Source organism: Amycolatopsis sp. FBCC-B4732, assembly GCF_023008405.1.
GTDB classification, from domain to species: Bacteria; Actinomycetota; Actinomycetes; order Mycobacteriales; family Pseudonocardiaceae; genus Amycolatopsis; species Amycolatopsis pretoriensis_A.
This window is the reverse complement of record NZ_CP095376.1, coordinates 8,057,969-8,073,229: the sequence shown is the minus strand read 5'-3', so window position 1 is coordinate 8,073,229 and position 15,261 is coordinate 8,057,969. Positions and strand designations below refer to the sequence as shown.

Genomic DNA, 15,261 nt, shown 5'->3' with positions numbered 1-15,261 from the left:
TCGGCCGGGGCGAGTGCCGACGCGGAGCCGATGGGGCGATCGGCCGGTCGCGCTCGCCGGATCGTGGGGGCCGCCAGTGCGTCACTTTCCCTATGAAAGTGCCGCTTCTTCACATGGGTTTCACGTGGCGACGGCCCGGGTGGGTCAGGCGGTGACCGCTCGGCGCGGGTTCACCAACGCGTGGCGACCGGTGGTCTCCGCCGCGGTGGGGGCCGGGACCGGGCTCATGCGGCGGCTCTGCAGGCGGCTGTCCGGGGAAGACTGCTGCTGCGGGGCGAGGCCGCCGGCTACCAGGTGTTCGTGCGCGACCTGCCAGACCGAGCACGGCGCCTTGCAGCGGTGCCACCGGGTCGAGCAGGTCGGGCAGTCGCCGCGCTCGTCGGGCTCGTGCATCTTCAGCATCGCGCGCCACGCTTCGGTCAAGCGGGGGAGTTCGCTGCGCGCCACCGAGACGAGCGACTGGGCGTCGGCGCGGTTCGCCAGGTCGGTCAGCATGTCGAGGCGCTCCCAGACCGCATTGCGGAGGACCTGCCCGAGTACCTGATCCATGTCAGCTCACCGTTACCTTTCCGCCATCTTGGCGGCTTCGTTGAGCGCGGCGCGCAGCTGTCCGAGCTGGCCGGACGTCAACCGCGCGGTCTCGCCGGGGGGCGAGACCAGTACCACCTGGTTGTCCTCGACGAAGACCGTCACGGCGCGCTCGCGCTCGATCAGGTCTCCGCACTGCACCCGCCAGACGAGCTGGCCGCCCTCGTAGTGGCGGACGCTCGCGGTGCGGGGGTCCACCGCGGCGGCCGGGGTGACGGGACGGACGGCGGAGACGGGAGAGACCGTCGCGATCGCCGGCCGCACGGCGCGGGTGGCCGTGCCGGCATGTCCTCCTGCGAACGAGTCCACGAACTCCACGCCCTTCTCCGCTCTGTCGAAAGTCTTCGAAGATGCCTTCTGCAACATCTTCTTGTCACCACGCTGCGGTTTTCGTAGCTCTCCGTGATCGCTGCCGGTGTCCGGGCGGTGACGGAGATCTGACAACTACAGTGAGGTGCAACCGGCTGCGATAGAAGGTCGAAATGGCGTCATAGCGGTGACCGGACTCGGTTCCACGGTAAGCGGTCAACGGACTTCGCCCGGGCCGATCAGGGCGCCAGTCCGGCAGTTCACACGGTTCACCAGGTTTGCCTACGCTGTTTCACAGACGCCCGACCGGACAGTGGAGGGGGCGCGATGGACGCCAGTAACGGTGGCAGTGCCGAAGCCCGGCAGAGCCACGCGGTTCCCGCTGACGCGTGGGAGCAGCCCGAGATGAGAGCTGCTCTCGCGTCGCGAGAGATCAGCGGCGTCTACCGCCTCTTGCGCAAGCACGGTGTCTCGCAGCGCCAGATCGCCGCGATGACCGGACAGTCCCAGTCCGAGGTGTCGGAGATCCTCAAGGGTCGCCAGGTCATGGCTTACGACGTCCTCACGAGGATCGCCGACGGCCTGGGCGTCCCCCGGGGGTACATGGGCCTCGCCTACGACGAGGTCACGGCGACACGCGTCGTCGGCTCCGCCGACGGCCAGCAGGCTGAGGAGGACGAGTCCGTGAAGCGACGGAGGTTCCTCGCGCACGCCGCCCAGGTCACGATGGGTGCGGCGGTGTTCGGTCCGGAATCGGGCACCTGGTCGGCGGGTCCGGCGCGCACGCCGGCACCCGGCCGGATCGGCATGACCGACGTGCGCCAGGTGGAGGCCGCGACGCGCGCGCTCCGGGCGCTGGACTACCAGTACGGCGGCGGGTTCTGCCGCGACGCCGTCGTGGCGCAGCTGTCCTGGGGACAGCAGATGCTCGAGTCCCACGGCACCGACCTGGTGAAGAACCGGCTCTACGTGGCCCTCGCCGACCTGCATTCGCTGGCCGGCTGGACGTCGTTCGACACCGGCCTGATGGACTCCGCCCGCGGCCACTTCGCGAACGCTCTGGACCTGGCCAAGCAGGGCGAGAACCACCCGCTGGTGGCCAACGTGCTCTACCGGATGGGCCGCGTCTACCTGCACCAGGACGCCCCGAACGACGCTCTGAAGCTGTTCCAGCTGGGCCAGATCGCAGCTCAGGAAAGCGGTTCCGAGCTGGCGGTCTCCGTGCTGTGCGCGAACGAGGCCTGGGCCTACGCGATGATGGGCAACGAAGAGCAGGCGGTGAAGCTGCTCGGCCGGAGCAAGGACGAGTTCGAGCGCGCCAACCTGGCCGAGGCCGAGTCCTGGGTGAAGTTCTTCACCGAGACCGACGTCTACGCCATGGTCGGCACCGTCCACACGGTCCTCGCGCAGAAGAACGCCGAGCACACCAAGTACGCGATCCCGGCGCTGAGCCGGGCGGTCGACTCCTACGACGACGAGATGGCCCGGTCCAAGACGTTCATGCTCAGCGCGCTGGCCACCAACCACCTGCTCGACGGCGACCTCGACCACGGCGCCAAGGTCGGCGGCAAGGCCATCGACTGCGCCGAGGGCATCAAGTCCGAGCGGGTCAAGGACCGGATGCGCCCGCTCCAGGAAGAGGCGGAGCGCCGCCGCAACAACGCCGACGCGCGTGACCTCGCCGATCGCCTCCACGCTTTCTACGCCGCATAACGCCGGGGGCGGCGGGGACACCGAGGCCGTCTTGGCCGGCCGGTTCACAGCCGGGAAGCTGCGCGGCGTGCTGGCGGAGACGTGCGCGCTGCTGGGCGTCGACCCGGCGGGCGCGCGGCTGCTCCGGTTCACCAACAACGCGGTGTACGCGCTGGTCACGGCCCCGCTCGTGATCCGGATCGTCGGTTCGACGCAGCTGCGGCACCGCGTCGGGACGGTCGTCCGCGTCGCCCGGCACTTCGAACGCCACGGCGTCCCCGCAATCCGGCTCCTCGACGGCGTCGACCAGCCCCTGGAGGTCGGCGAGCACCTCGTGACCGTGTGGCACCAGGTGCCGAGCATCGGCCGCCCGGCGACCGCGACCGACCTGGCCCGGCTGCTGCGCCGGGTGCACGCGCTGCCCGCGCCCGACGGCCTCGCCGAGTGGGCGCCGTTCGCCGCGGTGCGGGCCCGGGTGTCCGACGCCGAAGAGCTCGGCGACGCCGACCGGGAGTTCCTGCTGGAGCGCTGCGCCGAGCTCGAAGACCGGCTGGCCGGGCTGGAGTTCCCGCTGCCCAGGGGCCTGGTCCACGGCGACGCGTACCCCGGCAACGTCATCCCCGGCCCGGACGGCCCGGTGCTCTGCGACTTCGATTCGTCGTGCGTCGGCCCGCCGGAGTGGGACCTGACGCCGCTGGCCGTCGGCCGCGAGCGGTTCGGTGACCCGCCGGTCCACTACCGCGGGTTCGCCGCGGCGTACGGCTTCGACGTGACGTCCTGGTCCGGGTTCGCGGTGCTCCGCGGCATCCGCGAGCTGAAGCTGACGACCAGCGTGCTGCCCATCCTGCGCAGCCGGCCGCAGGTGCGGCCCGAGCTGTTCCGCCGGTTGGCCGACCTCCGCAGTGGCCGGACGGACGTGCGGTGGACGCGTTACCGCTGAGCGAAGACTGTCACATGATGTGACCGGCACCACAACTTGCACGTGCATTCGCCGACTGCAAATGACCGTTCGTCGCTTCGGAAATGCGGCCCGCTCAGGGTAGAAAGTTCGGTCCGACAGGTCGCCCCCAATGGTCTACCCGTCATCCCAATGCGCAATTTGCAGCTACTCGCCGTGACTCCGCACCGGGTCTCACCAGCGGGGAAGGGCTTTCAGGACGCGACGACCGGCGCCCGCGTGAGCACGACGGCGAACCCGAAGGCCAGCCCCATCACGGTCAGCTCCAGCGTCGCCCACGCGGCGAGCGCGGTCCGCTGGTGCCGGACGATCTGCGGCATCAGCCGCCAGCGGACGTGCGCGCCCAGCAGCGCGACGACGCCGGTGCACGCCGTCTTCAGGATGAGCAGCTGCCCGTACGGCGTCGTGAAGATCGCCGCCCAGAACCCGATGGTCGGGTTGAGCGAGATTTCGACCAGGCCGTTGAACAGGCCGGTCGCCGCGGAGAGGACCAGGCAGAGCGTCGCGAGCTTCGAGAACCGCGGCAGCGCGTGCGCCAGCAGCGTCCGGTTCGCCACCAGGAGCACGGCCATCGCGCCGAGGCCGCCGGTCCAGGCGACGGCGCTCATGACGTGCAGCTCCATCGAGATCATCGTGTAGTCGTGGTAGTTCCAGTTCGACGCGTGCCCGGTGACCGGCAGCGGCAGCAGCGCGAACAGGCCGAGCCCGACGCGCACCTCCGCCGGCACCTTCTCGCCGAACCGCAGCGCCAGCGCGCCGATCCCGGCGTGGGCGAGCGCGAGCACCGCGACGATGACGAGCGCCTTCCCGGCGCCGACGGCGGCGATGTACTGCCCGATGTCCGACGGCGAGAGCGTCGACGAACCCGGCTTGTACTCAGCGGTCTGCAGGATCAGCGCGACGACCGCGGTGGTGGCCCAGACCAGCGCGGCCGCGACCCCGGCCGGGCGGGCCAGCCGCAGGATCGGCTCGGTGAGCTTCGGCCGGTCGTAGCCGACGAGCACGGACAGCAGGGCGAGCCCGATGGTCGTGACCGCGGCCAGGTCGAGCAGGACCCGCACGACCGGGATGCCGGCCGAGACCACCGCGTCGGGCTGCACCACGCCGGGGACCGGCGCGGTGGCGGTGAGCGCGACGCCGATGAGGGCGCCCAGCAGTCCCGCCGTGACGACGCACAGCAGCGTCGAATAGCGGACGTTCGTGGTGGTCTCGGCCTGCGTCATCAGTTCTTCTCTTCGACTTTGCCGCCCGAGCGGAGCGCCACCGTCAGCCCGATGGCCAGCAGCACGACGGCACCGGCGACCCAGACCCAGATCGGCACCCCGGTGGACGAGGACTGCTGCGGGGACGCCGACGACGTGCTGCCCGGCGAGCGGGCCGCGTCGACGGTCGCCGGCGTGCCGGTGCCCGCCGCGGTCAGGGTGAAGGTGAGCTCACCGGTCACCGGGTGGCCGTCCGCGGAGAGCACCCGGTAGCCGACGGTGTACTTCCCCGCCGGGCCGAGCGGCCGCAGCGGCGCGCTGATGACGTTGTTCACCACGCTGATCGGTCCTTCGGCCCACTGGCCGCCGCCGGGTCCGGTCACCGCGATCTGGTTGACGTCCGCGCCCTGCACGTATTGGTCGAACGTCAGGCTGATCTTCTGCGGGCCGGCGGCGACGGACGAGCCGTTCGCCGGGTCCGAGGAGATCAGCACGTTGTGCGCGAGCGCCGGGGTGGCCGTGCCGAGCACGGCCACCACCGTCAGCGCCAGCGCGACGAGCGCCTTCCGCATTTAGCTGTTGCCTCCCGACTTGGCCGTGGCCTTGCGCGCCCGGATGGTCGCACCGGCCCCGACGCCGAGGCCGACGGCACCGACGAGCAGGCCGGCACCGCCGAGCCAGCGGGCCGTGCTGTCCGACGTCGAGGCGGCCGCCTGGGTCTGGTCGCCGGTCGTCGCCGCCGTGTTGGCCATGTTGCCGTGCGCGTCACCCTCCTCGGCCTTCGCGGCCAGCTTGACGGCCGGGGCCGGGTGCTCCGGCTCCTCGCCGCCCGCCGGGGTCGGCTGGTTCCAGTCGACGACCTTGCCGTCGCTGTAGGACTGGTGCGCCGGGAACTCCACCTGGTCCACGTTGGTGGGCAGCGGGCCGAAGCTGACGGAGAACTCCTGGTAGTCGGTGGCCTTCAGCTCGTTGCCGGGCTGGGCGGTCCACGTCACCGCGGTGACGGCCTCGGTGATCTGCGTGCCGTTGTCCTTGGTGATCGGCGCCGGCAGCTTCGACTTGGTGACCTCGGCGGTCCAGCCGGGCAGCGGCTTCGTCCGCACCGAGCCGATGCCGTAGTCCGCCTTGAAGTCGACGACGACCTTCGTGGTGGTGACGGGCGCCTTCTCCTCGCTCGGCACGCGGAACACGATCGCCGCGTAGCCGCCCTTCGTGGGCTGCGGGCCGTAGACGTTGGCGGTGACGTGCGCGGACGCGATGCCGGCACCGAGGAAACCGGCGACACCGACGGTGGCGGCGAGGAAACCGGCGCGCTTGAAGACGTGCTGGGACATGGGTTCACTCCTGATGAACTCAAGAAGGGGCAGCTCGACTGCTTTGGGGGGTCCAGGGGCTTGCCCCTGGCGGGGTCCGGGGTTCGACCCCGGATATCGCAGTTCCGCTGTGTCGGGGACGAGCTGGGTTTCAGGAGTGACTCGGCGGGCCGCGCCGCCCGTGGATCCGGCGCAGGTCGACGCCGACGAGGTGGTCCGGACCGCCCACGCGGGCGGGGACGAGCGCGGGAGCCGCGGCCGGGACCGGCAGCGGGGTGAGCAGCCGCGGCAGGATCGCGCGCAGCACGGCCAGCACCGTGAGCAGCGTCGCGTCCGCGCGGGCGAGCAGGAGCGCGGTGAGCAGGGTCGCGACCGCGTGCGCGGCGATCATGCCGGCCCCGGTCCGGTCCGGCATCGCGTACATGTCTTGGTGCCCGGCGAGCGTGGTGAGCAGCAGGTGCATCACCAGCTGGGCGGACCCGAGCAGGGTGATCGTGGCGAGCGGGCCGCGGGCCTTGCGGGTGAGCGCGGTGGCGGTCCAGCCGAACAGGCCGGTGAGCAGCAGGAGCATCGCCGGGTCGGGCAGGCCGCCGTCGGCGAGCCGGTGCGCGGTGACGGAAAGCACTGCCGCGCTCACGGCGAGCAACGCACCCCGGGTAGCGCCGAGCACGGCGGGACGCCGTGCCGGAACGCTCATGAGCAGCAGCCTAAGGGACCTGCCCCGGGGTGAGCGTGTGATCCCGTGAAGTGAGCACACACCGAGTTCACGTCCCACGCCACGCCGTGGTTCAGGCCATTTCTTGCCGATCTGCCCCGGTTGGGCCACGGTGGGCGGAACCGGTGACCGATGACTGGGGTTTGGACCGGCTGTGCGCTGGGTACTGAGCCGTCGGTCAGCAACTAGCCCGTTCGGGTGAAGGCCGGCGTGAAGGGCGGGAGAGCGGACACGGATGAACCTCTTCGACTACATCTCCGACCGGGCGAGCAAGCTCTGGCTGGAGGCCTACCTGCACACGAGCATGGTCGTGCAGTGCACGATCCTCGCCGCGGTCCTCGGCGTGCTGATCGGCATCGCGGTCTACCGCAGCCCGATCGGTTCGGCGGTGGCCACGGCGCTGGCGAGCACGATCTTGACGGTCCCGTCGTTCGCCCTCCTGGGTCTGCTGATCCCGATTTCCGGGCTCGGTCCGACGACGGCCGTGATCGCGCTGGTGCTCTACGGCCTCCTGCCGATCGTCCGGAACACCATCGTCGGGCTCGACGGTGTCGACCCGGCCATCACCGACGCCGCGCGCGGGATCGGGATGAGCCGCTTCGGCGTGCTCACCCGGGTCGAGCTGCGGCTGGCGTGGCCGGCGATCCTCACGGGCATGCGGGTGGCGACGCAGATGCTGATGGGCATCGCGGTGATCGCCGCCTACGCGAAGGGCCCCGGCTTCGGCGCCGAGGTCTTCTCCGGGCTCACGAACGCGGGGAGCACCAACTCCCTGAACCAAGCCGTCACGGGCACGGTCGGCGTGGTCATCCTCGCCCTGCTGCTCGACGGCGTCTACGTCCTGATCAAGCGCTTCACCATTTCTAGGGGTGTCCGTGGCTGAGAACGAGGAAGTCTCCGGCGTCGAGATCGAGCTGGAGCACGTGACGAAGCGGTACCCCGGCACCCGCGAAGCGGCGGTCGACGACTTCTCGATGGTCGTGCCCGCGGGCAAGATCGTGGTCTTCGTCGGCCCGTCCGGCTGCGGCAAGACGACGACGATGCGGATGATCAACCGGCTCGTCCAGCCGACGTCGGGCAAGATCACCATCGGCGGCGAGGACGCGCTCGGCCTCGACGTCGACACCCTGCGCCGCCGGATCGGCTACGCGATCCAGCAGGCCGGCCTGTTCCCGCACTTCACCGTCTCGCAGAACATCGGCGTGGTGCCCGGCCTGCTCGGCTGGGACAAGAAGAAGGTCAACGACCGGGTCGAAGAGATGATGGACCTGGTCGGGCTCGACCCGGCCGACTTCCGCGACCGCTTCCCGCGCCAGCTCTCCGGCGGGCAGCAGCAGCGCGTCGGCGTCGCGCGGGCGCTCGCCGCGGACCCGCCGGTGCTGCTGATGGACGAGCCGTTCGGCGCGGTCGACCCGATCACCCGCGGCAACCTGCAGGACGAGCTGCTGCGGCTGCAGAGCGAGCTGAAGAAGACGATCGTGTTCGTCACGCACGACTTCGACGAGGCCGTGAAGCTCGGCGACAAGATCGCGGTGCTCGGCAACCAGTCGTCGATCATGCAGTACGACACCCCCGAGGCGATTCTGGCCAACCCGGCGAACGACACGGTCGCCGGCTTCGTCGGCGCGGGCGCCTCGCTGAAGCAGCTGACGCTGCTGCGGGTCCGGGACGTCGAGCTGGCGCAGGACGCGCTGACCGCCGGCGTCGACGAAGACCCGAGCGAGCTCCGCAAGAAGCTCGAAGACCAGCGCAAGCACTTCGCGCTGGTCCTGGACGCGCGCCGCCGCCCGACGCGCTGGGTGCACGTCCGCGACCTGACCGCGGGCGCGTCGCTGGCCAGCGCCGGCAAGCCGCTGCGCGACATCGTGAGCCTGCAGTCGACGCTGCAGGACGCGCTGGAGGCGATGCTCGCCGAAGGCGGTTCGGTGCCGGTGACCGGCGCGCGCGGCGAGTACGCGGGCACCATCCAGCTGGACACCGTGATCGCGACCATCCAGCAGCTGCGGGACGAGCACACGAACGGTGAAGAGGTGTCCGCATGACGGCTGCTGTCGGCACCGGTTTCAGCACCGAGTCCGGTTCGAAACGCGCGGAACGCGTCCGGCTGTTCGCCCAGCCCGTCGCGGTGCTGGTGATCGTCGCCGTCACGCTGGTCTCGGTGTTCTCCAGCGGGCTGACGGCGACCGAGAAGGAGACGCTCAACGCGTCTTCGCTGTTCACGGCGTTGTGGGACCACCTGCTGATGACGATCGTGGTGACCGCGATCGTCGTGCTGGTCGCGGTGCCGCTCGGCGTGATCGTGACGCGGCCGTGGGCCCGCTTCCTCGCGCCGGTCTTCCTGGCCATCGCGAACATCGGGCAGGCCGCGCCCGCGCTCGGCGTGCTGGTGCTGTGGTTCATCGTCACCGGCGCGGTCGGCGGGCTGTGGGTGGCGGCGCTGCCGCTGGCCTTTTACTCGCTGCTGCCGGTGCTGCGGAACACGATGGTCGGCATCCAGCAGGTCGACCCGGCGCTGATCGACGCCGGGCGCGGCATCGGGATGTCGGCGACCGCGGTGCTGTGGCGGGTCGAACTGCCGCTGGCCGTCCCGCTGATCCTGGCGGGCCTGCGCACCGCGCTCGTCCTGGCGGTCGGCACGGCGACGTTCGGCATGTTCGTCAACGCCGGCGGGTTCGGGCTCCTGATCGACACCGGCTACAAGCTGAACCTGACGTCGGTGCTGGTCACCGGTTCGGTGCTCGCCGTCGCGCTGGCGCTGCTGGTGGACTGGCTGGGCGCGGTCGCCGAACAGTTCTTCGGACCGAAGGGGCTGCGATGAAACTCCGGCGATGGAAAGCGCTCTTCGGCGTGGCGGTGCTGGGTGCGACGCTCTCGGCGTGCGGGCTGACGGTCAACCAGGCGGTGCCCTACGACATCCAGCCGGGCACGATCCAGCCGATCCCGTCGCTGCAGGGGCTGAAGGTGACGGTGGGGTCCAAGGACTTCACCGAGAACATCATCCTGGCGTACATGTCGGAGATGGCGTTGTCCGCGGCGGGCGCGGAGGTCGTCGACCTGTCGGACATCAAGGGCTCCAACTCGTCGCGGCAGGCGCTGCTGTCCGGGCAGACCGACGTCACCTGGGAGTACACCGGCACCGGCTGGATCAACTACCAGGGCAACGAGCTCCCGGTACCCGGCGGCGAAAAGGCCCAGTACGAGGCGACGGCCAAGGCGGACGAAGAGAAGTTCGGCGTCACGTGGCTGAACTACTCGCCGCTCAACGACCAGTACGCGTTCGCCGTCACCGAGGAGTACGGCGCGAAGAACAACCTGAAGACGACGTCGGACCTGGCGGCGTTCCTCAAGCAGAACCCGGACCAGAACCGGTTCTGCCTGGAGACCGAGTTCACCAGCCGCCAGGACGGGTTCCCGGCCGCGGTGAAGGCCTACGGCTTCCAGAACTCGAAGATCGAGAACTTCGGCATCGGCACGATCTACTCGGCGGTCGCGAGCGGCACCTGCCCGGTCGGCGAGGTGTTCACCACCGACGGCCGCATCTCGGGGCTGAACCTGCGGGTGCTCGAGGACGACAAGAAGGCGTTCCCGCAGTACAACGCGGTCCCGACGCTGCGCACGGAGTGGCTGAAGCAGCACCCGGAGGTCCGCGGCCCGCTGGAGAAGGTCGGTGCGGCCCTGACCAACGAGCAGATGGTCGAGCTGTGCAAGCAGGTCGACGTCGACGGCCAGGACACGGGCAAGGTCGCCCACGACTGGATGGTCAAGAAGGGCTTCGTCAAGTAGCGCCGTAGCTTTCACGGGAAAGCTACGAACCGGGGCCGCACTTTCACGTGAAAGTGCGGCCCCGGTGTTCGTGGTCAGAGGCCGAGGCGGTGCAGCAGCTGGCCTTCCAGCCGCTCCAGCTCGCCGGCCACCGCGCGGTGTACGGACTTGCGCCGTGCCGCCGGCATCCGCTCCGCGGCGCGGACCGAGGCCGACAGCTGCTCCAGCGTGCTCAGCGCGTCCTTCGCGAACTCCTGGTCCGCGTCCGAAGCCTTCCCGGACTTCTGCAGATCCCGGCAGCCCTCGGCGATGCCGGCGATGCGGGCGTGCAGGGCCGCGCCGCGGCCGGTGTACTCGCCCAGCTTGTCGACCGAGACGCCGAGCTTGCGTGCCTGGTAGCGGTCGTACAGCTCCCGGGCGGAGCCCGCCGCGCGCACCGCGAACGGCGCGACCACCGGGATCACGACCGGGCCGAGCACCTTCGCCACCGCGACCGCGTTCTTCGCCTTCTTGGGGGTGAACCTGGCTTCACCCTCGACCTTGGCTTTGCGCGCCATGGCACCTCCCTGCGACGTGTCGAGGTCGAACTTACTGGTAGCCAGGGTGGCGGGCATGTCGGCTCGGCGGTGGGAAACTAGAGTGATCTCCATGCAGGGTGAGGTGGTACTCGACGCGGGCGCGGTCAGCCGCTGCCGCCGGCGTGTGCACCTCGAGCACGACCCGGCGATGCGCGAGGTACCGCTTTCCCCGCCGGACCCGACGGCGCAGCAGCGGATCGACGACGCGAGCGCGCACCGCGAAGACATCGTCAGCAGGCTGATGGCCGCCAATCCCGGCCACTGGGTGAAGATCGACCGCGACCTGCCCGCCCACGAGCGCGTCGAGCGCACCGAGCAGGCCTTCGCCGCCGAAGCCCGGTACATCTGGGGCGCGCTGCTGCCGGTCGACCCGGCCGGGCACCGCCGCGGCGGCGTCGACCTGCTCGTGCGCACCGGCCGCGGGTACGTCCCCGTGCTCGTCGTGCGTCACCGCATCACCGACCGCGGCGCCGGCGCGGTCGTCACCGAGCTGACCGACCTCGACCCCGCGCACCGCAAGGCCGACGAAGCCCGCAAAGTCCGTTCGCAGCCGCGCGACCAGCTCCGGCTGGTGCACATCCGCCGCATGCTGCAGACGCTCGGGCAGGCCGACGAGAGCCTCACCACCGGCGGCGTGATCGGCCTCGACGCCGACGTCGTCGTCTGGCACGACCTCACCGCGGGCACCTGGCCCGGCGGCCGCAGCGCGCTGACCGAGTACCAGGTCCGGTTCGCCGACCGGCTCGCCATCGCCACCGCGGCCGCGAACGGCGAGGAGCCGCTGGCCGAGCCGTCGCGCGTGCTGGAGTGCCGCCGCTGCCCGTGGTGGCCGACGTGCGAGGTGGTGCTCACCGAGACCCGGGACGTCAGCCTCGTCGTCCGCGGCGAGGACGCCGTCGAGCTGCGCCGCGCCGGTGTGTCCACTGTGGACAAGCTGGCCGCGCTCGACCCGGCCGGCGAGCCGCCGGCGGTGAACTGGACGGGCGTCACCTTCCCGGACGCGGTCGTGCTCGCGCGCGCCTGGCTGGCCGACCTGACGCTGGTGCGCCGCGTCGAGGCAGTCGGCGTGCCGCGCGGCGACGTCGAGGTCGACGTCGACATGGAGAGCTTCGGCGACGCCGGCGCGTACCTCTGGGGCTGCCTGCTGACCGGCGCCGACATCGGCGTGCCGCAGGGCTACCGCGCCTTCGCGACGTGGGACCCGCTGCCGACCGGCGACGAAGCCCGCTCGTTCGCCGAGTTCTGGGCGTGGCTCACCGACGTCCGCGAGCGCACCGAAGCGGCCGGGCTGACCTTCCGCGCCTACTGCTACAACGCGCTCGCCGAGAACCGCTGGCTCTTCGGGTCCGTCGAGCGCTTCGGCGACCACCCCGGGATCCCGGCGAAGAAGACCATTCAGTCCTTTGTGGACTCCGAGGAGTGGGTCGACCTCTTCCGCAGCGTCACCGACCAGTTCCTGTGCTCCCACGGCAAGGGGCTCAAGGTGATCGCGCCGGTGGCCGGGTTCTCGTGGCGCGACCCCGAGGCAGGCGGCGAGGCGTCGATGCGCTGGTACCGCGACGCCGTGGGCATGGACGGCGAGAAGCCGGACGACGAGCAGCGCGAGCGGCTCCTGCGCTACAACGAGGACGACGTCCTCGCGACGCGGGCGCTGCGCGAGTGGATCAGCGAGCGGGCCCAGGCCGAAGTGCCGTACATGTTCGACCTCTGAGTAGTTCACTCACCAAGACACTTGCCCGCTGACGCGTCCGCGTGGATACTCGTCTACGAGTACTCGTAGACGAGGAGTCAGGATGAAGCGGCGGAAGGTCGGCAACCTGCTCGGGCTGGCCGTGCTGTCCGTGCTGCTCGACGGGCCCAAGCACCCGTACGAGATGGCCGTCGTGCTCAAGCAGCGCGGCAAGGACAGCGACCTGCCGATCAAGTGGGGCTCGCTCTACACCGTCGTCGCGAACCTGGACAAGCACGGCTTCCTCGAGGCCGTCGAGAGCCTGAAGGACGGCGGACGGCCCGAGCGGACCGTCTACCGGATCACCCCGGCCGGGCGCGAGGAGTTCGAGGACTGGGTGCGCGAGCTCGTCGGCACCGTCGACCGGGAACCGCCGCGGTTCAAGGCCGGGCTGTCGATGCTGGGCGTGCTCGGCCCGGACCAGACCGCGGCGCTGCTGCGGCAGCGGGCACAGGCCCTCGAGGAACGCGCCGAGGCGCAGCGCACGTCCCTGGCGCAGCTGGGCGCGCTGATGCCGCGGCTGTTCCTGGTGGAAGTCGAGTACGACCTGGCGATGACGGAAGCCGAAGCACGCTGGGTGCGCGGCTTCCTCGACGAACTGACCAGCGGCGCCGTGCCCGGCACGGACGCGTGGCGGCGCTGGTACGAGACCGGCGAACTCCCCGGCGACTTCGGGGAGTTCGTGGAAGAGAGATAGCACGGACCCCGGGAGGTGCTGGCACACCGCCCGGGGTCCTCGACCCCGAACCGAGCACGCCCGGCCCCGAGGTGGCACCAAGAGGATAACCGGGCGGCTCTTCGGTTCGGCTTCACCGAAGGGGATGACATGGAAACGACCCGCAAGCACAAAGTGCCCGAGATGGAAGGCTTCCAGGCCCGCTGGTACGCCAAGAACCGCGGCACGGAAGCCCAGCTCAGGCAGTACCGGAAGCAGGCAGCCGAGGTCACGTCCGGGCTGCCGGAAGGTGCCGAGATCCTGGAGGTGGCGCCCGGGCCGGGCTTCTTCGCCATCGAAGTGGCGAAGCGCGGCTTCCGCGTCACCGGGCTCGACATCAGCCACACGATGGTCGAGATCGCCCGGGAAAACGGCGCGGGCCTGGAGATCGACTTCCGCCAGGGCGACATCACGCACGCCCCGTTCGACGCGGGGTCGTTCGACTTCGTGGTCTGCCAAGCCGCGTTCAAGAACTTCCGGCAGCCGGTGGCGGCGTTGAACGAGATGCGCCGGGTGCTGCGCCCGGGCGGGCACGCGGTGATCCAGGACCTCAACCACGAGGCCACCGGCGCGGACATCGGCCGCGAGGTCGCGTCGATGAATGTCGGCGTGGTCAGCGGCTTCACCGTCCGGCAGACGCTCGGGTGGCTGCGGCGCAGGGCGTTCACCCGGGAGCAGTTCGAGGCACTGGCCGCGGAGAGCGCTTTCGGCGGCTGCTCGGTCACCGCGGACGGCATCGGCCTGGAGGTCCGCCTCACCCGCTGACGGCCAAGACGGCACTTTCCCTATGAAAGTTCCGCTTCGGGCCACCTGGAGGCGGCACTTTCCCAGGGAAAGTGCCGCCCTCGGGGTCAGCGGGGGGCCATGCGCAGCGAGCCGTCCATGCGGACGACCTCGCCGTTCAGGTAGTCGTGGTCGATCAGCGACAGCGCGAGCTGCGCGTACTCGTCCGGCCGCGCGAGGCGCTTCGGGAACGGGATGCCGGACGCGAGCGCTGCGCGGAACTCGTCGCTGACCGTGGCCAGCATCGGGGTGTCGACGATGCCCGGCGCGATGGTCAGCACGCGGATGCCGTGCGAGGCCAGGTCGCGCGCGGCCGGCAGGGTCATCCCGACGACGCCGCCCTTGGACGACGAGTAGGCGACCTGCCCGATCTGGCCGTCGAACGCGGCGATGGACGCGGTGTTGATGATGACGCCGCGGGCGTCGTCCGCGAGCGGCTCGGTCTTCGCGATGGCTTCGGAAGCGACCGTCAGGACGTTGAACGTCCCGATCAGGTTGATCTGGATGACCTTCGCGTACAGCGCGAGGTCGTGGCGGCCCTTCTTGGACAGGATCCGCGCGGACGGCCCGATGCCGGCGCAGTTCACCACGGTCCGCAGCGGCACGCCGGCCCCCGAAGCCGTCGCGACGGCCGCCTCGACCTGCTCGACGTCGGTGACGTCGGCCTCGACGTAGGTGATGCCATCGACCTGTTCGGCCTTCTCGATCGACTGCGCCAGGTCGAGCGCGAACACCTTCGCGCCCTTGGCCGCGAGGGCCTTCGCCGTGGCTCCGCCGAGGCCCGACGCACCACCCGTGACGAGCGCCGCGGTGTCCGTGATCTGCATCTGTGCCGTTCCCTTCGCTGCTCCGGTTCGCGGACTCAGGTTAACGCTCGTTCGCATCGGAGGGGTTCGTGTCTTCGCTCACCGCTCCCG

The 15,261-nt window shown here is 70.6% G+C and carries 17 protein-coding genes; 9 read left to right on the top strand and 8 right to left on the bottom strand.

Annotated features, from left to right (window positions below):
* Positions 1-144: 144 nt before the first annotated feature.
* Complete coding sequence (locus MUY14_RS36220) at positions 145-549, bottom strand: hypothetical protein (protein WP_247016095.1); 405 nt, start codon at positions 547-549, stop codon at positions 145-147.
* A 12-nt stretch (positions 550-561) separates the two neighbouring features.
* A complete protein-coding gene (locus MUY14_RS36215; protein ID WP_247016093.1) occupies positions 562-906 on the bottom strand; it encodes a hypothetical protein in 345 nt (114 codons plus the stop codon).
* Positions 907-1,224: 318 nt separating this feature from the next.
* Here MUY14_RS36215 and MUY14_RS36210 point away from each other — a divergent pair, with 318 nt between their 5' ends.
* Both MUY14_RS36210 and MUY14_RS36205 read left to right on the top strand, forming a co-directional pair.
* Positions 1,225-2,610, top strand: coding sequence for a helix-turn-helix transcriptional regulator (locus MUY14_RS36210; protein WP_247016091.1), 1,386 nt, complete (start codon positions 1,225-1,227; stop codon positions 2,608-2,610).
* Between the two features lie 31 nt (positions 2,611-2,641).
* Positions 2,642-3,529 (top strand): phosphotransferase family protein, encoded by an 888-nt coding sequence (locus MUY14_RS36205; protein WP_247016089.1) that lies wholly within the window; start codon positions 2,642-2,644, stop codon positions 3,527-3,529.
* Positions 3,530-3,741: 212 nt separating this feature from the next.
* Here the strand turns inward: MUY14_RS36205 and MUY14_RS36200 are convergent, their stop codons facing one another.
* From MUY14_RS36200 to MUY14_RS36185, 4 genes are all read right to left on the bottom strand, one after another.
* Positions 3,742-4,770 carry a copper resistance D family protein gene (locus MUY14_RS36200; RefSeq protein WP_247016087.1) on the bottom strand — a complete coding sequence of 343 codons (1,029 nt, stop codon included), beginning with the start codon at positions 4,768-4,770 and terminating at the stop codon, positions 3,742-3,744.
* Complete coding sequence (locus MUY14_RS36195) at positions 4,770-5,321, bottom strand: copper resistance CopC family protein (RefSeq protein WP_247016085.1); 552 nt, start codon at positions 5,319-5,321, stop codon at positions 4,770-4,772. The genes MUY14_RS36200 and MUY14_RS36195 overlap by 1 nt, the downstream gene beginning before the upstream one ends.
* On the bottom strand, positions 5,322-6,083 hold the full coding sequence (locus MUY14_RS36190) for a YcnI family protein (protein ID WP_247016082.1): 762 nt from the start codon (positions 6,081-6,083) through the stop codon (positions 5,322-5,324).
* A 130-nt stretch (positions 6,084-6,213) separates the two neighbouring features.
* The gene (locus MUY14_RS36185) at positions 6,214-6,708 is read right to left on the bottom strand and encodes a hypothetical protein (protein ID WP_247025426.1); all 495 of its coding nucleotides are present in this window, start codon (positions 6,706-6,708) and stop codon (positions 6,214-6,216) included.
* Positions 6,709-7,012: 304 nt separating this feature from the next.
* Between MUY14_RS36185 and MUY14_RS36180 the strand changes: the two genes are divergently transcribed.
* From MUY14_RS36180 to MUY14_RS36165, 4 genes are read left to right on the top strand one after another with little or no spacing between them, the layout of a single operon-like run.
* Positions 7,013-7,660 (top strand): ABC transporter permease, encoded by a 648-nt coding sequence (locus tag MUY14_RS36180; protein WP_247016080.1) that lies wholly within the window; start codon positions 7,013-7,015, stop codon positions 7,658-7,660.
* A complete protein-coding gene (locus MUY14_RS36175; protein ID WP_396126612.1) occupies positions 7,647-8,819 on the top strand; it encodes an ABC transporter ATP-binding protein in 1,173 nt (390 codons plus the stop codon). The genes MUY14_RS36180 and MUY14_RS36175 overlap by 14 nt, the downstream gene beginning before the upstream one ends.
* Positions 8,816-9,595 (top strand): ABC transporter permease, encoded by a 780-nt coding sequence (locus MUY14_RS36170; protein ID WP_247016076.1) that lies wholly within the window; start codon positions 8,816-8,818, stop codon positions 9,593-9,595. Before MUY14_RS36175 ends, MUY14_RS36170 begins: the two co-directional genes overlap by 4 nt.
* Positions 9,592-10,560, top strand: coding sequence for a glycine betaine ABC transporter substrate-binding protein (locus MUY14_RS36165; protein WP_247016074.1), 969 nt, complete (start codon positions 9,592-9,594; stop codon positions 10,558-10,560). The genes MUY14_RS36170 and MUY14_RS36165 overlap by 4 nt, the downstream gene beginning before the upstream one ends.
* Positions 10,561-10,634: 74 nt before the next feature.
* On the opposite strand, the gene MUY14_RS36160 is transcribed toward MUY14_RS36165, so the two are convergent.
* Positions 10,635-11,096 carry a DUF6474 family protein gene (locus MUY14_RS36160; protein ID WP_247016072.1) on the bottom strand — a complete coding sequence of 154 codons (462 nt, stop codon included), beginning with the start codon at positions 11,094-11,096 and terminating at the stop codon, positions 10,635-10,637.
* Positions 11,097-11,187: 91 nt separating this feature from the next.
* Between MUY14_RS36160 and MUY14_RS36155 the strand changes: the two genes are divergently transcribed.
* The 3 genes from MUY14_RS36155 (at position 11,188) to MUY14_RS36145 (ending at position 14,326) form a co-directional block, all read left to right on the top strand.
* Positions 11,188-12,828: a TM0106 family RecB-like putative nuclease gene (locus MUY14_RS36155; RefSeq protein ID WP_247016070.1), complete on the top strand. Its 1,641-nt coding sequence runs from the start codon at positions 11,188-11,190 to the stop codon at positions 12,826-12,828.
* Between the two features lie 82 nt (positions 12,829-12,910).
* Positions 12,911-13,543, top strand: a complete 633-nt coding sequence (locus MUY14_RS36150) for a PadR family transcriptional regulator (RefSeq protein WP_247016068.1) — start codon at positions 12,911-12,913, stop codon at positions 13,541-13,543.
* Positions 13,544-13,672: 129 nt separating this feature from the next.
* Positions 13,673-14,326 (top strand): class I SAM-dependent methyltransferase, encoded by a 654-nt coding sequence (locus tag MUY14_RS36145; RefSeq protein WP_247016066.1) that lies wholly within the window; start codon positions 13,673-13,675, stop codon positions 14,324-14,326.
* An 86-nt stretch (positions 14,327-14,412) separates the two neighbouring features.
* On the opposite strand, the gene MUY14_RS36140 is transcribed toward MUY14_RS36145, so the two are convergent.
* Positions 14,413-15,171: an SDR family NAD(P)-dependent oxidoreductase gene (locus MUY14_RS36140; RefSeq protein WP_247016064.1), complete on the bottom strand. Its 759-nt coding sequence runs from the start codon at positions 15,169-15,171 to the stop codon at positions 14,413-14,415.
* Positions 15,172-15,261: the final 90 nt, after the last annotated feature.

Bases quoted from the DNA above. Each gene is read 5' to 3' on its own strand.
- MUY14_RS36220 (WP_247016095.1), bottom strand. From the start codon at position 549: ATGGATCAGGTACTCGGGCAGGTCCTCCGCAATGCGGTCTGGGAGCGC.
- MUY14_RS36210 (WP_247016091.1), top strand. From the start codon at position 1,225: ATGGACGCCAGTAACGGTGGCAGTGCCGAAGCCCGGCAGAGCCACGCG.
- MUY14_RS36200 (WP_247016087.1), bottom strand. From the start codon at position 4,770: ATGACGCAGGCCGAGACCACCACGAACGTCCGCTATTCGACGCTGCTG.
- MUY14_RS36195 (WP_247016085.1), bottom strand. From the start codon at position 5,321: ATGCGGAAGGCGCTCGTCGCGCTGGCGCTGACGGTGGTGGCCGTGCTC.
- MUY14_RS36190 (WP_247016082.1), bottom strand. From the start codon at position 6,083: ATGTCCCAGCACGTCTTCAAGCGCGCCGGTTTCCTCGCCGCCACCGTC.
- MUY14_RS36180 (WP_247016080.1), top strand. From the start codon at position 7,013: ATGAACCTCTTCGACTACATCTCCGACCGGGCGAGCAAGCTCTGGCTG.
- MUY14_RS36170 (WP_247016076.1), top strand. From the start codon at position 8,816: ATGACGGCTGCTGTCGGCACCGGTTTCAGCACCGAGTCCGGTTCGAAA.
- MUY14_RS36165 (WP_247016074.1), top strand. From the start codon at position 9,592: ATGAAACTCCGGCGATGGAAAGCGCTCTTCGGCGTGGCGGTGCTGGGT.
- MUY14_RS36160 (WP_247016072.1), bottom strand. From the start codon at position 11,096: ATGGCGCGCAAAGCCAAGGTCGAGGGTGAAGCCAGGTTCACCCCCAAG.
- MUY14_RS36155 (WP_247016070.1), top strand. From the start codon at position 11,188: ATGCAGGGTGAGGTGGTACTCGACGCGGGCGCGGTCAGCCGCTGCCGC.
- MUY14_RS36150 (WP_247016068.1), top strand. From the start codon at position 12,911: ATGAAGCGGCGGAAGGTCGGCAACCTGCTCGGGCTGGCCGTGCTGTCC.
- MUY14_RS36145 (WP_247016066.1), top strand. From the start codon at position 13,673: ATGGAAACGACCCGCAAGCACAAAGTGCCCGAGATGGAAGGCTTCCAG.
- MUY14_RS36140 (WP_247016064.1), bottom strand. From the start codon at position 15,171: ATGCAGATCACGGACACCGCGGCGCTCGTCACGGGTGGTGCGTCGGGC.